The 16,057-nt window shown below is 61.5% G+C and carries 15 protein-coding genes; 7 read left to right on the top strand and 8 right to left on the bottom strand.

Annotated elements, in window-relative coordinates; genetic code table 11:
* Nucleotides 1-90: 90 nt before the first annotated feature.
* The gene (locus I2I05_RS07180) at nt 91-1,041 is read left to right on the top strand and encodes a hypothetical protein (protein WP_196281562.1); all 951 of its coding nucleotides are present in this window, start codon (nt 91-93) and stop codon (nt 1,039-1,041) included.
* A 71-nt stretch (nt 1,042-1,112) separates the two neighbouring features.
* Here I2I05_RS07180 and hutI read toward each other — a convergent pair whose 3' ends face one another.
* Nucleotides 1,113-2,390: an imidazolonepropionase gene (hutI, locus tag I2I05_RS07175; RefSeq protein WP_196281561.1), complete on the bottom strand. Its 1,278-nt coding sequence runs from the start codon at nt 2,388-2,390 to the stop codon at nt 1,113-1,115.
* Between the two features lie 460 nt (nt 2,391-2,850).
* On the opposite strand from hutI, the gene I2I05_RS07170 reads away from it, so the two are divergent.
* Nucleotides 2,851-3,384, top strand: a complete 534-nt coding sequence (locus tag I2I05_RS07170; RefSeq protein WP_196281560.1) for a 2'-5' RNA ligase family protein — start codon at nt 2,851-2,853, stop codon at nt 3,382-3,384.
* Nucleotides 3,385-3,400: 16 nt separating this feature from the next.
* Here I2I05_RS07170 and I2I05_RS07165 read toward each other — a convergent pair whose 3' ends face one another.
* The 3 genes from I2I05_RS07165 to I2I05_RS07155 form a co-directional block, all read right to left on the bottom strand.
* Entirely contained in the window at nt 3,401-4,933 is a 1,533-nt protein-coding gene (locus I2I05_RS07165; protein ID WP_196281559.1) for a glycosyltransferase family 39 protein, read from the bottom strand.
* Between the two features lie 70 nt (nt 4,934-5,003).
* The gene (locus I2I05_RS07160; protein WP_196281558.1) at nt 5,004-6,011 is read right to left on the bottom strand and encodes an alpha/beta hydrolase family protein; all 1,008 of its coding nucleotides are present in this window, start codon (nt 6,009-6,011) and stop codon (nt 5,004-5,006) included.
* Nucleotides 6,012-6,061: 50 nt separating this feature from the next.
* The gene (locus I2I05_RS07155; RefSeq protein ID WP_196281557.1) at nt 6,062-6,307 is read right to left on the bottom strand and encodes a hypothetical protein; all 246 of its coding nucleotides are present in this window, start codon (nt 6,305-6,307) and stop codon (nt 6,062-6,064) included.
* 54 nt (nt 6,308-6,361) lie between these two features.
* Between I2I05_RS07155 and I2I05_RS07150 the strand changes: the two genes are divergently transcribed.
* Complete coding sequence (locus I2I05_RS07150; RefSeq protein WP_196281556.1) at nt 6,362-7,708, top strand: YfcC family protein; 1,347 nt, start codon at nt 6,362-6,364, stop codon at nt 7,706-7,708.
* 151 nt (nt 7,709-7,859) lie between these two features.
* On the opposite strand, the gene I2I05_RS07145 is transcribed toward I2I05_RS07150, so the two are convergent.
* Both I2I05_RS07145 and I2I05_RS07140 read right to left on the bottom strand, forming a co-directional pair.
* Nucleotides 7,860-8,267 carry a DUF6960 family protein gene (locus I2I05_RS07145; protein ID WP_196281555.1) on the bottom strand — a complete coding sequence of 136 codons (408 nt, stop codon included), beginning with the start codon at nt 8,265-8,267 and terminating at the stop codon, nt 7,860-7,862.
* Nucleotides 8,268-8,384: 117 nt separating this feature from the next.
* On the bottom strand, nt 8,385-9,062 hold the full coding sequence (locus I2I05_RS07140) for a hypothetical protein (protein ID WP_196281554.1): 678 nt from the start codon (nt 9,060-9,062) through the stop codon (nt 8,385-8,387).
* 189 nt (nt 9,063-9,251) lie between these two features.
* Here I2I05_RS07140 and I2I05_RS07135 point away from each other — a divergent pair, with 189 nt between their 5' ends.
* Nucleotides 9,252-11,141: an alpha-amylase family glycosyl hydrolase gene (locus I2I05_RS07135; protein WP_230688211.1), complete on the top strand. Its 1,890-nt coding sequence runs from the start codon at nt 9,252-9,254 to the stop codon at nt 11,139-11,141.
* Nucleotides 11,142-11,164: 23 nt separating this feature from the next.
* On the opposite strand, the gene I2I05_RS07130 is transcribed toward I2I05_RS07135, so the two are convergent.
* Nucleotides 11,165-11,833: an NADPH-dependent F420 reductase gene (locus tag I2I05_RS07130; protein ID WP_196281553.1), complete on the bottom strand. Its 669-nt coding sequence runs from the start codon at nt 11,831-11,833 to the stop codon at nt 11,165-11,167.
* Nucleotides 11,834-11,896: 63 nt separating this feature from the next.
* Nucleotides 11,897-12,526, bottom strand: coding sequence for a nitroreductase family protein (locus I2I05_RS07125; RefSeq protein ID WP_196281552.1), 630 nt, complete (start codon nt 12,524-12,526; stop codon nt 11,897-11,899).
* A 190-nt stretch (nt 12,527-12,716) separates the two neighbouring features.
* Between I2I05_RS07125 and I2I05_RS07120 the strand changes: the two genes are divergently transcribed.
* From I2I05_RS07120 to I2I05_RS07110, 3 genes are all read left to right on the top strand, one after another.
* A complete protein-coding gene (locus I2I05_RS07120; RefSeq protein ID WP_196282018.1) occupies nt 12,717-14,555 on the top strand; it encodes a glycosyltransferase in 1,839 nt (612 codons plus the stop codon).
* Nucleotides 14,556-14,618: 63 nt separating this feature from the next.
* A complete protein-coding gene (locus I2I05_RS07115; protein ID WP_196281551.1) occupies nt 14,619-15,491 on the top strand; it encodes a DUF4198 domain-containing protein in 873 nt (290 codons plus the stop codon).
* A gap of 70 nt (nt 15,492-15,561) precedes the next feature.
* Nucleotides 15,562-15,936 carry an STAS domain-containing protein gene (locus I2I05_RS07110; RefSeq protein ID WP_046246220.1) on the top strand — a complete coding sequence of 125 codons (375 nt, stop codon included), beginning with the start codon at nt 15,562-15,564 and terminating at the stop codon, nt 15,934-15,936.
* Nucleotides 15,937-16,057 lie beyond the last annotated feature (121 nt).

Below are 16,057 nucleotides of genomic sequence, written 5' to 3'. Positions count from 1 at the left end.
AAAATCCGACAGTTGGCTGGCCAGCGGCTGAAGGATTCTGACCGGCAGCAATGCTGCCTGCTTTCTTCTCACCCCAAATTCTTCCAACTGATGAAGCATTTCGCATTAGTATGCCTGGGCGTGGCCCTTCTGGCCGGTTGCCGCAAAGACGATGTCATTGTGTGCGCAGTATCACCCGTCTCCACTATTTTCTCTGACTTGCGGGCCGCCGCGCCACCGGTCCAAACGTTTGCTTTTGACCTGGGCCAGGCCCAGAGCCTGCGCACCAGCGGCGGGGCCACCGTGGCCTTCGGGGCCAATGCCTTTCTTGCACCCAATGGCAGCTTGGCCACGGGCCAGGCCACGCTGCGAATGCGCGAAATCTACACCGTGCCCGACATGCTGCTGGCCAACATCCCCACCATGTCCAATTACGGCCAGATGTTAATATCGGGCGGCGAATTTGATATTCAGGTGTGGCAGGGCAGCAATCGTCTACGCATGGCCAGCAACGTATCCGGCGTAGCGCAGCGGCTCACGCTCATGTCGCCGGTTCCCACCGCTGGCCTAGATACGACCCGAATGCTGCTTTGGAATATGCCCTTTACCACTCGTGGCCAAGCTGCGGGCGCAGGGCGTGATACCTTAGCCTGGCAGTTAGTTGGGGGGACGGTGCCGTCAACTGCCGGCTATTATTCGGCCGCTTTGCCGCTGGATTCTATCAGCAGATGGAATATCGACCAATTTTGGTATGCTTACCAGAGCCGCGGCACAGCCATCGTTGAAACAGAAGTCACCACCAGCTCGGCATCAACGGTAACACGGGTTTACTTCCGTCCTGTAGGCTTTAATGGGCTGGCGATTGGCTATAATTCGGCTGCTACCCGCTGGATTTGCAACCTGCCCATTGGCGCCGACATGGTGGCCGTGGTGCTGCAGGAGCGCGGCGGCCAACTTTATTATGGCACAGAGCGCTTCACCGTTCGGGCTACCAGCGTCTTAACGCCTACATTGCAAGCACTGAGCTCCGCCGAAATCATCCAACGCATTCGCCAGCTGTAAACGCCCGCGCTCCACACGCAAAAGGCCATTCCGACACCTCGGAATGGCCTTTATTTTTAATTGGTTCAGGTTTAGCCCTGTTGAATTTCCCCGCTGATAATCACCTCCCGCACCGGGTTTTCGCCGAGCCAATACGGGATTTCGGCCACGCTACCTACGTTCAGCACTAGCACATCGGCGCGCTTGCCGGGCTCTAGGCTGCCACAGTCGTGCTGCTGGGCAATGGCCCAGGCGGCGTTTAGCGTGACGGCAGCCACGGCCTCTTTGGGATGAAGGCCCATTTTCAGACAAGCCACTGATACGGCCAGCCAGAGGTTTTTGCTGGGGCACGAGCCGGGGTTGAAATCCGTGCTCAGGGCCACGGGCAGGCCGCTGTCGATGAACTCGCGGCCGGCGGCAAACTGCTGCTGTCGCAGAAACAGCGGCACCAACGGCAGCAGCACTGCCACCGTGCGCCCCTGGGTTTGGCGGGCAATGCGGGAGGCGGCGGCGGGCGTGAGGTAGTCGCAATGGTCCACGCTGGTGGCGCCCAGCGCGGCGGCCATCTCGCAGCCGCCCAGGTCGTGCAGCTGCTCGGCGTGAATCTTCAGGCCGAAACCCATTTTGTGGGCCTGCTCCAGGTAATACTGCGCAACGTCCAACGGAAAAGCGCCTTCCTCGCAGAAAATATCGACAAACGCCGCCTCCCCTTTGAGGTCCGACAGCACTTCGCGCAGCAAAAAATCGACGTAAGCCTGCGGCCCTGCTTCTTTGAATTCGGGCGGAACCACGTGCGCGCCCAGAAACGTGGGCACCACCCGCACCGGCTGCTGCTGGCCGGCTGCGCGGGCCACCCGCACCAGCCGCAGCTCGGTGTCGCGGTCGAGGCCGTAGCCGCTTTTCGCCTCCAGGGTGGTCACGCCGTAGCGGCGAAACCCGTCGAGGTGGTGCAGGGCGTTGGCCAACAAGTCGGCCTCGGAAGCGGCGCGCGTGGCCCGCACCGTGCTCAAGATGCCGCCGCCGCTGGCCAGGATGTCCAGGTACGTTTCGCCCCGCAGCTTGCGCTCAAACTCATCGGCCCGGTTGCCGCCGAACACGAGGTGCGTGTGGCACTCCACCAGCCCGGGCATCACCACGCAGCCCGAAGCGTCGATAAGGCGCGTTTTGGGGCCGATATGGGCCGGATTCAGCTCACTCATCGGGCCTACGGCTACGATTTTATCGGCTACGCAGGCCACATAGCCGTGCTCGATAATGGTCCAGCTGCTTTGGGCAGCACCGGCCAACAGCTGGTCGGCAGGGCCGCCAGCCAGCGTCAGAACTTGCGCGGCGTGTTGAATGAGCAGCGAATACGGAGCAAAGTCGGACATTGAGCAGAGAGCAGGTGGGCCGGCAAATTACGTTCAACTCCCGTTCTCACTCTCCTCATTACGTCCAAGTACTACACGGATACGTCCGGGAAGCGGCGCAGCCGCTCGGCGTAAAACCATGCCTTCCTGGCATTCATCAGGTCGGGCTGGTACCCTTATTTGAGGACTCCAACTTGTTGCGCTTCTCGGTGTGGCCTTCCTCGGCGGGAGCCTTCACGATGACCCAAATGTTTTTGGCGGCGTACCGGGTGCGCGGAAGTGAGCATAAAAACGAGTTGGCGACGGATATTTTACCAACTCTTTTCATCCGAAAACAAGCCCTTAAAAGCGCTTTAACGCCCCGACTTTGGCAGTATATGCGGAATCAATCACCTACTCTATTTCGCCGGCTTGGCACAGCTTAAAGCAGCGAAAGTGTGCTGCTTTTCGTAATTCCGAATGCGTCGATTTCTTTTTGCCCATGTCCTACCCCGCTGCTGCCCCGCTCATCCTTACCCTCACACTAGATGATGCGGCCCAAACCTACTTCAACGCCCTGCGGCGCCAGCATTTTCCGCCCAAAATCAATTATCTGGCCGCGCATCTTACTCTCTTCCATCACTTGCCTGGCAACGAATTGGCGACCGTGTGCGAGCAGTTGCGCAGCTACAGCTTGATGCAATGCGAGTTGCCACTCAAAGTTGAGGGGCTGCGCTCCCTGGGCCGGGGCGTGGCCTTTACGCTGGAAAACGACGACTTGCGGGCTCTGCACCGCCAGCTGCAACAGGCCTTCGCCGCCCACCTCACGCCGCAAGACCAGCAAAAACTCCAGCCCCACGTCACGGTCCAAAACAAGGTAGAGCCTACAGTGGCCCGCCAACTGCTGGCCCAGCTTCAAGCCGATTTTGCTCCCTTTTGCGCCGTGGGCACCGGGCTGCAGCTGTGGGCGTATCGCAACGGGCCGTGGGAGGCGCTGCAAGCTTTTCCGTTTCAAGCCGCCGTCAGCCGGCTGTAGCGTGCCGTAGGTGAGCTTAGCGGCTTCTTCCCTCCCACGAAGCCAGCGCCGTGCGCCATTCGCGGCGCACCAGGTTGAGCACGGCGCTATCGGGCTGCAGGCCGAGGGTGATGTGCGTGCCCTGCTCCCGGGCGTAGGGGTCGGTGACGGTGCCGAAGCGGCGGTAGGCGGCAAAATGCGCAACCAATGCGTCATCGGGCTCGTCGTCAACAATAATGATGGCCTGGCACTGGTTCAGCAGCGGGTACCAAAACAGGAAGCTGCCGTTGAGGCTGTTTGCGATGGGCAAGGCGCGGTGGCGGTTGTAGTAGTTGATGGCGCTGGCTTGGCCGTAGTTGGCGCAATGAATGAGCGTCTGGGCGCGCACCGAATCGGGCAGGCTGCGGTAGGCGGCCCAGGTTTTGTCGGCCATTTCGCGCCAGCCCAGCATGTCGGCGTAGTCCTGGGGCAGGCGGTGCTGCTGGCCGTCTTCCCAGCGGTACACGCCCAGGCTTTCGTACTTGGGACGCAGGGCGGCCATGGTAGCCGGGCTGCGCAGGGGGTACACCAAGGGCAAAAAAGCCAGGTGGAAACCCAGCGGCACGGCCAACAGCACAGGCTGCGCCAGGTTCTTCCATCGAAAATCGGCCAGCCGCGTTTCCCACCACACGGCCCCAAACGCAAACAGCACCGGGTAGTAGCCTAGGGTGTAATAATCCTTGCCGTGCAGCGCGGCCAGCAGCCCCACGCCCAGCACCACCACCAGCCCCACAGCCCGGTATGGCCGAAACCAACGCGCCAACAATACCGCCAGCAGCCCCGGCACCCACACCAGCAGGGCCGGGAAGCACATCAGCAGTTGTGCCTTCCAAAAATCGGCCGCCTCCACGTGCACCAGCTGGCTTTCCTTGAGCAGGGCCATGTGGTGCAGAAACGGGATGCCGTGGCGGATTTGCCAAATCACATTCGGCAGCCACACCAGCAGCCCCAGCCCCGCCGCACCCCAAAAGTGGCGGTTGGCCAGCAGCCGGCGCGCGGGCGTGAGCAGCAGCGCGCCGCCCAGCGCCGCAATGAAAAACAGCGTGGTGTACTTATTCAGCAAGCCCAAGCCCAGCCCCATGCCCAGCAGGTACAAGTGGCGCGGCCGCGCCTCCTGAAAAAAGCACACCAGCCAGTACAGGCAAGCCACAAACCCCAGAACCTCGAAAGAATTGGGCTGAAACAGCAGGTTCAGCCGCGCAAAGGCCGTGCACAGGTAGCAGATGCCCGCCAGCGCTTGTGCGAACCAGCCGCCCCCGAGCCGGCCGGCCAGCCGCACCACCAAGTACACCGTGGCCGCGCCCCAGAGAAAAGGCCATAATTTCACCCAGCCCTCGCCGCCGCCCAGCAGCAGGCTCACCCAACCCTGCGCGGCAATGAGCGGCGGCACCTCCAGGTAGCCCCAGGCCAGGTGCTGGCCCTGGTTGAGGTAGAGGTATTCGTCGCGCTGCAGCTCATAAGCCGGGCTGATGAGGAAGTAGCCGGAAATGAATTTGAGCAGGGCAAACGCCAGCGGCAATCGGTGTTTCATGCGCGGCAAGGTAGTCATGGCAAACGCATAGCGCTTTACGCATATATCAACCTGTTGTCGGCAACTGGGGCTACTTTATTAGGCCAGCCCAGCGCAAAAAGTCGGCCCCCACCTTGTCCCAGTAGAAGTCATCGTAGTTCACCTTCCCGTCTTTGTACCCGAAAAAATTGTGCTCCCGGCCCGGATACTCACGGAAAATCAAGTTGGTGTTGCGCAGGCGCTGGGCTTCCAGGCGCAGGTAGTCGTCGCCGGCCACGCCCCGGTCGCGGGTGCCGAACCCCACAAAGACCGGCACCTTGGCGCGGAGCAATACCGGCAATGGGGCCGCCGAGAAGCTCATGGTGGTGCGGTTGTTATCGCCGGGAGCACAGTCGGCGCGCGCCGGGTCGGTCAGCACGTCGTGCCAGTAGCGGAACATCTGCGGCACCGCGGCCGTGTCGCCGGCCGCTTGTTCTTGGCGTGCCTCAACGAGGTTGGAATGCATCCGCCCCAGCGGGTTGCCGCTCAAATACACAGCCCGACTCACCAGGCCGGGCACCGCGGCGAGGTGCGCGGCCACGGTACTGCCCTCCGAATGACCACCCACGATGACTTGACTGGCATCAACCCACGGCTGCTTTTTGAGGTAGCGCAATACGGCTACGTTGCGCCGGACGTAGTAATCGAGGTAGTTGCGCTGGCAGTAATAAAGCGGCGGCGTTTTCTCAGCAAATACCCGGTTGGGGTTCACGCCTTGCACGTTGGCGACCAGGGCAACCCCGGGTTTGCTGATAATCGCGAAGTGACACCTTGCAGCGCTCAGGTCTGGTCGAAAAGGAAACACGGGGTAAGCCCCATGCTGGTCGTACATAATTAAGGGTGTCGGCAATGAGCCTTGCACCCAGAGCAAAAGCGGCATTTTTGCCTGCTCCCGGCCTTTCGGCGAAAGTACCAGCACATTCACGCTGTCTTTCCCAAACATCACCACCAGTTGGCGGTAGCCGAAGTCCGCGGGGGTGCGCGGCACGGCGGTAGACTGCGCGGCAGCCGAGGTAGCCAGGTTAAAGAGCAGCAGTAGAAGCAGGAAGACAATGCGCATTCGCAACGAAAAAGGCCCGCAGCAAAGGTATCAGGAGCGGCGCAAGGACCTTACAGATTGCGCGGCAATTGCACCAGCTTGAGATAATCCCCCAGCCCGGCGGGCTTCTGAAACACGTGAATGAATAGGATATCCTCCTCGCCGCGGCTGCGCCATACTTCCGCATAAAATCCCTCTACTGCGAACAGCGTCAGGTCGAAGCTGTCTTCCTGGCGCGCGGCCAAGCGGTGGCCGTGCCGGGCAAGGTGCTCGGCCTGGCGGCGTTGGTGCAGGGCTTTGAAGTCGGCGATGGTCATGGGGGCGCAACCGCTTTTTTGCAAAGTTCGTGCGCAGCCGCCCTACTTTGTGCCATGAACACCTTTCGCTTTCCCCACCCCCTGGTGCTGCTGGTGGGCTTTATCATGTTGGCGGCCGCGCTGAGCTACGTGCTGCCCGCTGGCCGCTTCGACCGCCAGAAAGACCCCGCTACCGGCCGCGACGTGGTGGTGGCCGGCTCCTACCACCGCGTGCCCGCCACGCCCGTGGGCCCGCTCGATATGCTGGTCGACATTCCCAAAGGCCTGGCTGACGCGGCGGCGGTGGTGTTCCTCATTTTCCTGGCCGGCGGCGCCTTCACGGTGGTAGACCAAACCGGGGCCCTGCGCCACGGCGTGGACTGGCTGCTCGTCAAAGCGCACGGCCGCGAAGTAGTGGTTATCCCGTTGGTGTGCCTGCTGTTTGCCACTATGGGCGCCTTGGAAAACATGGGCGAGGAAATCATCCCGCTGGTGCCGGTGCTGCTGGTGCTGATGCGACGATTGGGCTACCCCACTCTCACAGCCGTGGCCGCCAGTGCCGGCGCGGCCTTTGTGGGCGCTTCGTTCAGCCCCATCAACCCGTTTCAGGTGGGCATTGCCCAGAAACTGGCGCAGCTGCCGTTGCTTTCGGGCGGCGGGTGGCGGCTGGGCTTTCTGGCCGTGGCCGTCACCATCTGGATTATCGGCACCATGCGCTACGCCACGCGCCACCGCGTGCAGCCCGAAATCACCGCGGAGGAAGTAGTGGCCGACCAACGTGGGGCCGGGCGCCACGGGCTGGTGCTGCTGTTGCTGCTCGTCACGTTTGCCGTGTTTGCCTACGGGGTGCTGAAGCTGGGCTGGGACTTCGAACAGATGTCAGCGCTATTTTTTGTGCTGGGCGTGAGCGCCGGCTTGCTGGGTGGCCTGGGCGCCACCGGCACCGCCGAAGGCTTCGTGCAAGGCTTCCGCGACATTGCGTTTTCGGCCATTCTGATTGGGTTTGCCCGCGCCATTTTCGTGGTGCTGGAGCAGGGCAACATCGTGGATACCATTGTGAACGGGCTAGCTTCGCCGCTGGCGCACTTGCCCGTCACCTTCGCCGCCCTGGGCATGATGGCCGTGCAAACCGCCCTGCACGTGCCAGTGCCCAGCGGCAGCGGACAAGCCACGCTCACCATGCCGCTGCTCACGCCGCTGTCGGACCTCATCGGCCTTTCGCGCCAGGTGATGGTGCTGGCGTTTCAGTACGGCGCCGGCCTCTGCGAGCTCATCACGCCCACCAACGGCACGCTCATGGCCATGCTGGCAGCCTGCGGCGTACGGTTTGAGCACTGGCTCAAGTTTGTGTGGCCGCTGTATGGAATTTTGGTTTTGCTCGGGATTGCCAGCGTGGTGGGCGGCATTTGGGTGGGGCTGTAAACCTGAAATTTGACGTAATCCGACCCGTCATGCAGAGCGCAGCCAAGCATCTCGCGGGCCACCACCAACCCAATCAAATGAGTCACCATTGCACACGAGATGCTTCGCTGCGCTCTGCATGACGACCTTTTGTTTTACTCAGCGCTGGCTGCTAATCCGCCCGCAGTTCGGCGGCTTTGAACACCTTCGGCAGCTTGCGCTTGCGCTCCACGATTTGGAAAGTGGCCGTGTCGGTGCTCTCGTCCCAGAACACGTCGGAGACAAGGCCGAAATGCCGGTACTGGCCCGGCTCGGGCGTCACCTCCTCCACCGAGTCGCCGAAGCTGAACTTGGGCTTGTGGTAGATTTCCTTGAACAGCTCGGGCTTCACCAGAAACTGCTGCTCGTCGTAGCGAATGGTCACCCACTCGCCGTCCTCGTCTTCGCTGATTTTCTCAAACAGCTTGCCCACTGGCTCCAGCAGCTCAAACGACCGGCGGTTGGCGGGGTGAATGTATCGGAAGCCATAATCGGGCGACCAGCCATAAAGGCCAAAAATAACGGGTTTGGGACGGCGCATTCTTCTTTTCAGGGAGCTGTTTTCGGTGAGCGGTTAACAACCGCAGGGCGCAATTTGCTCACGCCGACCGCAAATTTTCGGTAAGAGAGGGGCTGCGGGTGGCTAACTAGCTCATGGCTACCGGCTGATTGATTTTCGCAGGTGGGCCAGCAGGCGGTCGCGGTGCACGGTGCCTTCGTGCAGGCTGTCGAACACAATGCGGTGCTCCTGGCCATCGGTGCGGCGCACCACCACGCCGGTGCTGCCTTCGGGGTCGGCGCTGGCAATGTCGGCCCAGCGCAGGTTGTGCTCTTTGCCGAAACGGCCCGTGCGCACCGCAAACCCATCGGCGTGCAAGTGCAAAAACGTGCGCCCGGTGAGCTGCCGCATGCGGAAGGCCAGCACGATATAGGCAACCGCAACCAACGCATATACCCACGGCAGGGCGTGAAACCGGGCCGGGGCACCCGCCAGCTCGGCCGCGTGGTGGCGGTGCCAGATGTGGTAGCTTTCGATGAGCAGAATGGCGGCGGCGGCCAGTTCCAGCCACGCCACCCGCTCGCTGTGGAATGGATTATGGCGCAGGTTCCGCAGCTCGCGCACCATGAGCGTTAGGTAAACTACGCCCACCACTACCTCCAGGCCCACCAGCGCAGTGAATGCTTCGGCGCCCGACAAAACGGGCACCACGGCGAGCACAAATACAATAGCCGGCCCGATGTGGCCAACCGATTTGGCGACCTGGCGGCGCAGGTGGCGGCGGTGAAATAGCGTGGTGCGGTCCGGCGATTCGGGCGGGGGGCTGGCAGCATTCATGCCCGAAAGTCGACAAAAAATGTGACCCTGGCACACTAGGCATGAGCAGGGCCCGCCGCGTAGCACCCAGTGCGGCTTGGTTGGGGCCACTTATGGCCAAAATCTGCCCATTTCCGTATTGCCCAGTTCCCTACTGTCCAGCATCGGCCGCATTTTCGGCTGCCCGGGCCGTGGTCACTCTTCTCATTAATGCCCCTCGCTCCTGCTTCCGCCGCGGGCCGCGCCACAGCCGCGCCCAAAATTTCCCCCAAAATCCCTTCGAAAAAAGCGCCCCCGCTGGCCACTGGCAACTTGCAGCCGGGCATGGGCGCCGTGCCCCACGCCGCGGGCACCACCTTCCGAGTATGGGCACCCCACGCCGAGGCGGTAGCGGTTATCGGCTCCTTCAACGACTGGACGGCCACCCAACACCCGCTGCAACGCGAGGGCGACGGCTACTGGGCCACCGACGTGGAAAATGTCCAGCCCGGCGCCGAATACAAATACCACCTCACCAGCCAGGGCAACTCTTTTGACCGCAACGACCCCTACGCGCGGCAGATGACCAACTCCGCCGGCTCCTCGGTGGTGCACGACCCGCATTTTGACTGGGGCAATGACAACTTCCAAATGCCCGCCTGGAACGAGCTTGTGATATACGAGCTGCACGTGGGCACCTTTAACGCGCCCGATGAGCACCGCGTGGGCACGTTCCTGAGCGTGGCCGAAAAGCTGCCGTACCTGCGCGATTTGGGCATTAATTGCATTGAATTGCTGCCGGCCACCGAGTTTCCGGGCAGCCGTTCGTGGGGCTACAACCCGGCCTGCCCGTTTGCCCTCGAAAGCGACTACGGCGGGCCCGTGGCCTTCAAGGAAATGGTGAAAAAAGCCCACGAGCACGGCATTGCCGTGGTGCTTGACGTGGTGTACAACCACTTCGGCCCCGGCGACCTGGACCTGTGGAAATTCGACGGCTGGAGCGAGAACGACGGCGGCGGCATCTATTTTTACAACGACTGGCGCGCCGAGACTCCCTGGGGCGACAACCGCCCCGACTACGGCCGCCCGGAGGTGCGCCAGTACATCCGCGACAATGCCCTGATGTGGCTGCACGACTACCGCGTGGACGGCCTGCGGGCCGATGCCATTGCCTTCATCCGCAACGTGCACGGTGAAGAACACCCCGACCACGACCTGCCCGACGGCTGGAGCCTGATGCGCTGGATAAACGAGGAAATCGACCAGACCATGCCCTGGAAAATCACCATTGCCGAGGACATGCGCGGCAATTGCAAAATCACCGAATCGGTGGAAAGCGGCGGTCAGGGCTTTGATTCGCAGTGGGACAGCTCGTTCGTATACCCCATTGTGGAGGCCCTCACGGCCCACCACGATGCTGACCGCAACATGCATGCCGTGGCGGGCGCCATTTCGGAGTCGTACAACGACGACGCCTTTCGGCGGGTCATCTACACCGAAAGTCACGACGAAGTCGCCAACGGCAAAAGCCGCGTGGCCGAAGAAATTATGCCCGGCGCGGCCGACAGCTACTTCTCCAAGAAGCGCACGGTATTGGGCGCGGCGCTGGTGCTCACGGCGCCCGGCATCCCCATGCTGTTTCAGGGACAGGAATTTCTGGCCCTCGGGGCGTTCAACGACGCCGAGCCCTTGGAGTGGGCCGATGTGGAGGCCCGCGCCGGCCTCGTGCACCTCTACCGCGACCTGATTGGGCTGCGGCGCAATGTGGGCGGGCAAACGCGGGGCCTGAGCGGGCAGCACACCCACGTGTTCCACATCAACGACAACGCCAAGCTGGTGGCCTTTGCCCGCTGGGCCGATGGCAACAGCGGCCCCCAGGACACCACCATCGTAGTAGCCAACTTCGCCAACCACGCCCACGACGCCTACACCATCGGCCTGCCCGGCCCCGGGCACTGGAAGGTGCGCTTCAACAGCGACTGGCGCGGCTATGACGGTGATTTTGGCGATTTTGACAGCTTTGGCATGGAAGCCCAACCTGGCGAACGCGACGGCTATGCGTGGAACGGCAGCATTGGGCTGGCCCCCTACGCGGTGCTGATTTTATCGCAGGAAGTATAGCCCATTGCCGGAGTTCGCTCCTGCTAGGCGGCGAACTCCAGCGTGGATTTCTTGAGCATTTTGAAGGCGTGGGCCCATTCATTGGACCGAAAACCCGGAATGCACCACAGAATGCACAGCGGCTCGATGGCCCGGGCGGCTTCGGCGCCGCCCATGTCTTCGGGCTCGTGCCCAAAGGCGCGCACCACCTCGGCCACTTCGGCCTTGGCGGCGGCGGCGTTGCCGCAGATGAACATGCTGGGCTGCACGCCGCCAAAGTCTGGCTGTACCATCAGGCCCGCCCCCACGCAGCTGAAGGCCTTCACGAAATGGGCACCGGGCACGGCCGCCTGGCACTCCTCCATCAGCGACTCGTCGAAGTTGGTGAAAAAGTGCAGCACCCCGTTTTCCGGCGGAGTGTCGGAAATGGGGTTGGTGGCGTCGATGATGGTCTTGCCCGCCAAGGCTTGGGCATCGAGCGTGCGCAGCAGGTGCACCGCCACATTGCCTTTCACGGCCAGCACCAGCAGTTCGCCAAAAGCGGCCGCTTCCTGCATGCTGCCCACTCGGGCGTCAGGGCCAGCTTTGGCCTGCCACTCGGCCAGCTTGCCCGGGTGCGTGGTGCCCAGCATCACGGCGTGGCCTTGCTTGATGAAGCCATCGCCCAAGGTGGTGGCCACTATTCCCGAGCCTAGAATCCCTATGTTTTTCATAGCTGAACAGTTTGATTGTTAGCTACTAATATAAAAAGATTATTGACTGGAATAGCCATTTATTTAAACGGGTGCCTGGTCGTAGCGCTCATCCTCCACACCGGGCCAGGCGCCTTCGAACATGAACTCGGCCAACGGCTTGCGCACGCGGGGGGCGGTTTCTTTGTCTCGTAGGCCTTCGGGCAGGTTGGCGGGGTCGCCGGGGTAGCCAATGGTGAACACGGCCACCGGCTCGTAGCCGGCGGGGATGTTAAAAGCCGTGCGGATTTTATCCACGGAAAAGCCCGCCATTTGGTGGATTTGCAAGCCCAACTCGGTGGCTTGAATGGCGAGGGTGGCCGTGGCTTGGCCGACGTCGTGCTTGGCCCAGGCATTGGGGTTGTCGTCGTGCGAGAAGTGCAGCTTGGCGATGCTGACCGCCAGCGCCGGCGCGGCTTTGGCCCACACTTGGTTGAATTCGCCCATGCTCGTCAGGATTTTATCATACGCCTCGGGGCTGCTTTCGCGCGTGCCCACTAGGTAGCGCCAGGGCTGCTCGCCGAAGCAGGACGCCGCTGACGACGCGGCGACAAACAGTTGCTTGAGCACATCGGCGCTGACCGGCTGGCTGGTGTAGGCCCGGAGGCTGCGGCGCTGCGTGAGCACGGGCAGAATGGGCTGTTCGAGGGCGAGGATGTTCGTGGAATCGGCCATGGGTGGCGGGAGAGAATAAGGGGAATGTAATTGAAGTGCGGGTAACAGCCGGCGCGGCGCGAAGTTTTGAGGCCGAGAAACGGCCACTGCTAACCCCGTAAATTAAAAAAAATCGTTTGCAGTGGCTTCTAACCAATCATAGGCTTACCTTTCGCCGCGTTCAATTCCTGTCCTTTTGCCTCCCATCCGTATGCAGCCTACGCCCAATGCCCCCGATGTCCTGTTTCCCGATGCTTTATTGGTGGAGGTGGCTTGGGAAGTTTGTAATCAGGTAGGCGGCATTTACACCGTTATTCGTTCCAAAGTGCCGGCTACTGTGCCCGCCTGGGGCGACCGATACTGCCTGCTGGGCCCTTACTTTCCCAACCAGGCGCAGGGCGAATTTGAGCCGATGGATGAGTTGACGCTGCACACGGCTTCGGACCCGTTTGGAGCGGCGGTGCGCACCATGCGCGCCCAGGGTTACGACGTGCACATCGGCACTTGGCTCGTGACGGGGCGGCCCCGCGTCGTGCTCATCAATCCTTTCCAGTTCTACGAGCAGCTCGGCCAGCTCAAGGCCGACCTTTGGCAGCGCCACGGCATTCCGGCGCCCGACAACGACGACTTGCTGCACCAAGTCATCGCCTTTGGCCACCTGACCACGATTTTCTTCCAGCACCTGGCTGCGCAAGTGGAGGCGGGGCAGCGCCTGCTGGGCCACTTCCACGAGTGGATGACCGGCTTGGCCATCCCGGAACTGCGCCGCCTGCAAGTGCCTGCCCACCTGCTATTTACCACCCACGCCACGCTGCTGGGCCGCTACCTGGCCATGAACGACCCCAATTTTTACGACCACCTGATGTGGGTGAATTGGGAAGCCGAGGCGAAAAAATTCAACATCGAGCCGGCCGTGCGCATGGAGCGCGCTGCTGCCCACGGCAGCCACGTTTTCACGACGGTGAGCGAGCTCACGGTGCGCGAATGCATTTATTTGTTGGACAGAATTCCGGATGCGGTGCTGCCCAACGGGCTTAACATTGAGCGGTTTGTAGCCCTCCACGAATTCCAGAACTTGCACCAGCAGTACAAGGGCAAAATTCACGAATTCGTGATGGCCCACTTCTTCCAGTCGTACGCCTTCGACCTGGACAAGACGCTGTATTTCTTCACCTCGGGCCGCTACGAGTACCACAACAAAGGCTTCGACCTGACCCTCGAAGCCCTGGCCCGCCTCAACCACCGCCTGCAGCAAAGCGGCCTGGAAGGCCAGGTGGTGATGTTTTTCATCACCAAACGTCCCTTCACCAGCATCAACCCGCAGGTATTGGAGCGCCGCGCCATGCTGGACGAGGTGCACGAAACCTGCCAAGCCATTGAGCGCCAGGTGGGCGAACGCCTGTTTTATGCCGCCGCCGCCAGCCAGGACCACAAACTTCCCGAGTTGGGCTCGATGGTGGACGACTACTGGAAGCTGCGCTACCGCCGCACGCTGCAAAGCTGGAAAACCAAGGCCCTGCCCCCCGTCATCACCCACAACCTGGTGAACGACCAGGACGATGACATTCTGGACTTTATGCGCCGCGCCAACTTGCTCAACAACCAGCACGACCGAGTGAAAATGGTGTACCACCCCGATTTTGTGTCGCCGGCGTCGCCGCTGCTGGGCATGGAATACGGCCAATTCGTGCGCGGCTGCCACCTCGGCGTGTTTCCCTCTTACTACGAGCCCTGGGGCTATACCCCGCTCGAATGCGTGGCTCGTGGCGTGCCCGCCATCACGTCGGACCTGTCGGGCTTTGGCGACTACGTGCTCCAAACCATTCCCGACCCCGAGCAAAAAGGCATTTTTGTGGTGCACCGTCAGGAAAAATCCTTCGACGAGTCGGCCGAGGAGCTCACCAACATGCTCTGGGATTTTGTGCAGCTCAACCGCCGCGAGCGCATCATGCAGCGCAACGCCGTGGAAAGCTCGGCCGAACTCTTCGACTGGAAGAACCTGCGCGTGCACTACGACCGGGCGTACAGCCTGGCCTTGGAGCGAAAGTAGCTTTTATTGCGCGCCGCCCGAAATTTTGCCTAACGGTCGGTCATGCATCCGGCGTCAACGAACATGAAAATAGTTATTTCTGCCGCTGTGCTGGTGATGGTCGGCCTTACGGCGGTGGGCCGCGAGTTCTGGCTTGAGGCGGCGAGCTTTCAGCTGCAAGCGGGTCAGACCATCAGCATTCGCCCACTAATCGGGGATAATTTTACAGGCGGACCGTGGACTAAAAAAGCTGAAAAGGTGATGCGCCTGGTGCGCTACGGCCCCACCCCGGCCGACTCCACCAACCTCACGCCCGTTCGCGGCTTCGCCCCGGCCGATACCTTCCGCACGGCGTTCACCTTTGCCTACCCCGGTACCCACGTGGTACTATTGCGCTCCACCAATTCGTTTGTCGAGCTGCCCGCCACCGAGTTTGCCGCCTACCTGCGCGAAGCGGGCCTGGACTATACCCTGCAGCTACGCCAGGAGCGGGACCAGCAGGCTACTCCCGGCCGCGAAACCTACCGCCGCTGCGCCAAAGCCTTGGTACAGGTAGGCGAAGCAGCGGCCACGCCCGCCGCCACCGACAGCGCCTGCCGCAAAGTGTATGGCTTGCCGCTGGAGTTGGTGCCCGAGCAAAACCCGTATCGCCTCGCAACTGATAAGGCACTCACGGTACGGGTGTTGCGAGCGGGCCAGCCCGTGCGGGGCGCGGCCGTGCAGATATGGCAGCGCCAGCCCGGCGGCTTGCCAACTACTCATTTCACGGTCCGTTCCAACCAAAACGGGCGTGTGCTGTTACGATTATCCGGCCCCGGCCCGTACCTGCTGGCCACGGTGAGCATGACGGAGGCGCCGGCCAAGCTGCGCGACCGCGCCGACTGGCAGTCCACCTGGGCCTCGCTAACGTTTGCGGGGCCGCCTTCGGCCGCCCATAGGCCCGCCGCAAAACATTAGCCAACTTCGCCCCAAATTTTGGGTTTTTTCTTTACCTTCGCCGTTCTCTTACCCTCCTTGCCTACGTTGTATGAAGTACACGATTGATAAAAAAGAAAGCTACACCATTATTACCATTGAGGAAAAGAAGCTCGACACCACCGTTGCGCCCGACCTCAAATCGGAATTCGTGAAGCTTAACGCCGAAGGCATTAACAACCTGATTCTCGACCTAACCAACGTTAAATACACGGATTCGTCGGGCCTCAGCTCCATTCTTATTGCCAACCGCTTGTGCAATTCCACCGGCGGCCTGCTGGTCCTCACCGGCCTGCAAGACCACGTGCTCAAACTCATCACCATCAGCAAGCTGGAGTCGGTGTTGCACATTCTGCCTACGGTAGAAGAAGGCATTGACCGCGTGTTTCTGCACGCCATCGAGCGCGACCTGACGGATAAGGAGTAGTTTTTTTGAGTTGTCAGGGGTTGGTTGTCCGTTGTCAGTTTGTTGAAGCTGGCAGCGGACAACCAACTTTTGTTTCCACTCTTTTCGAAAGCTGACCACGCGCCATTAACGACCAGCACCC

The sequence above is a fragment of the Hymenobacter jeongseonensis genome (assembly GCF_015694725.1).
In the GTDB taxonomy this organism is placed as follows: Bacteria; Bacteroidota; Bacteroidia; order Cytophagales; family Hymenobacteraceae; genus Hymenobacter; species Hymenobacter jeongseonensis.
This window is presented reverse-complemented; position numbering and strand designations above follow the sequence as displayed.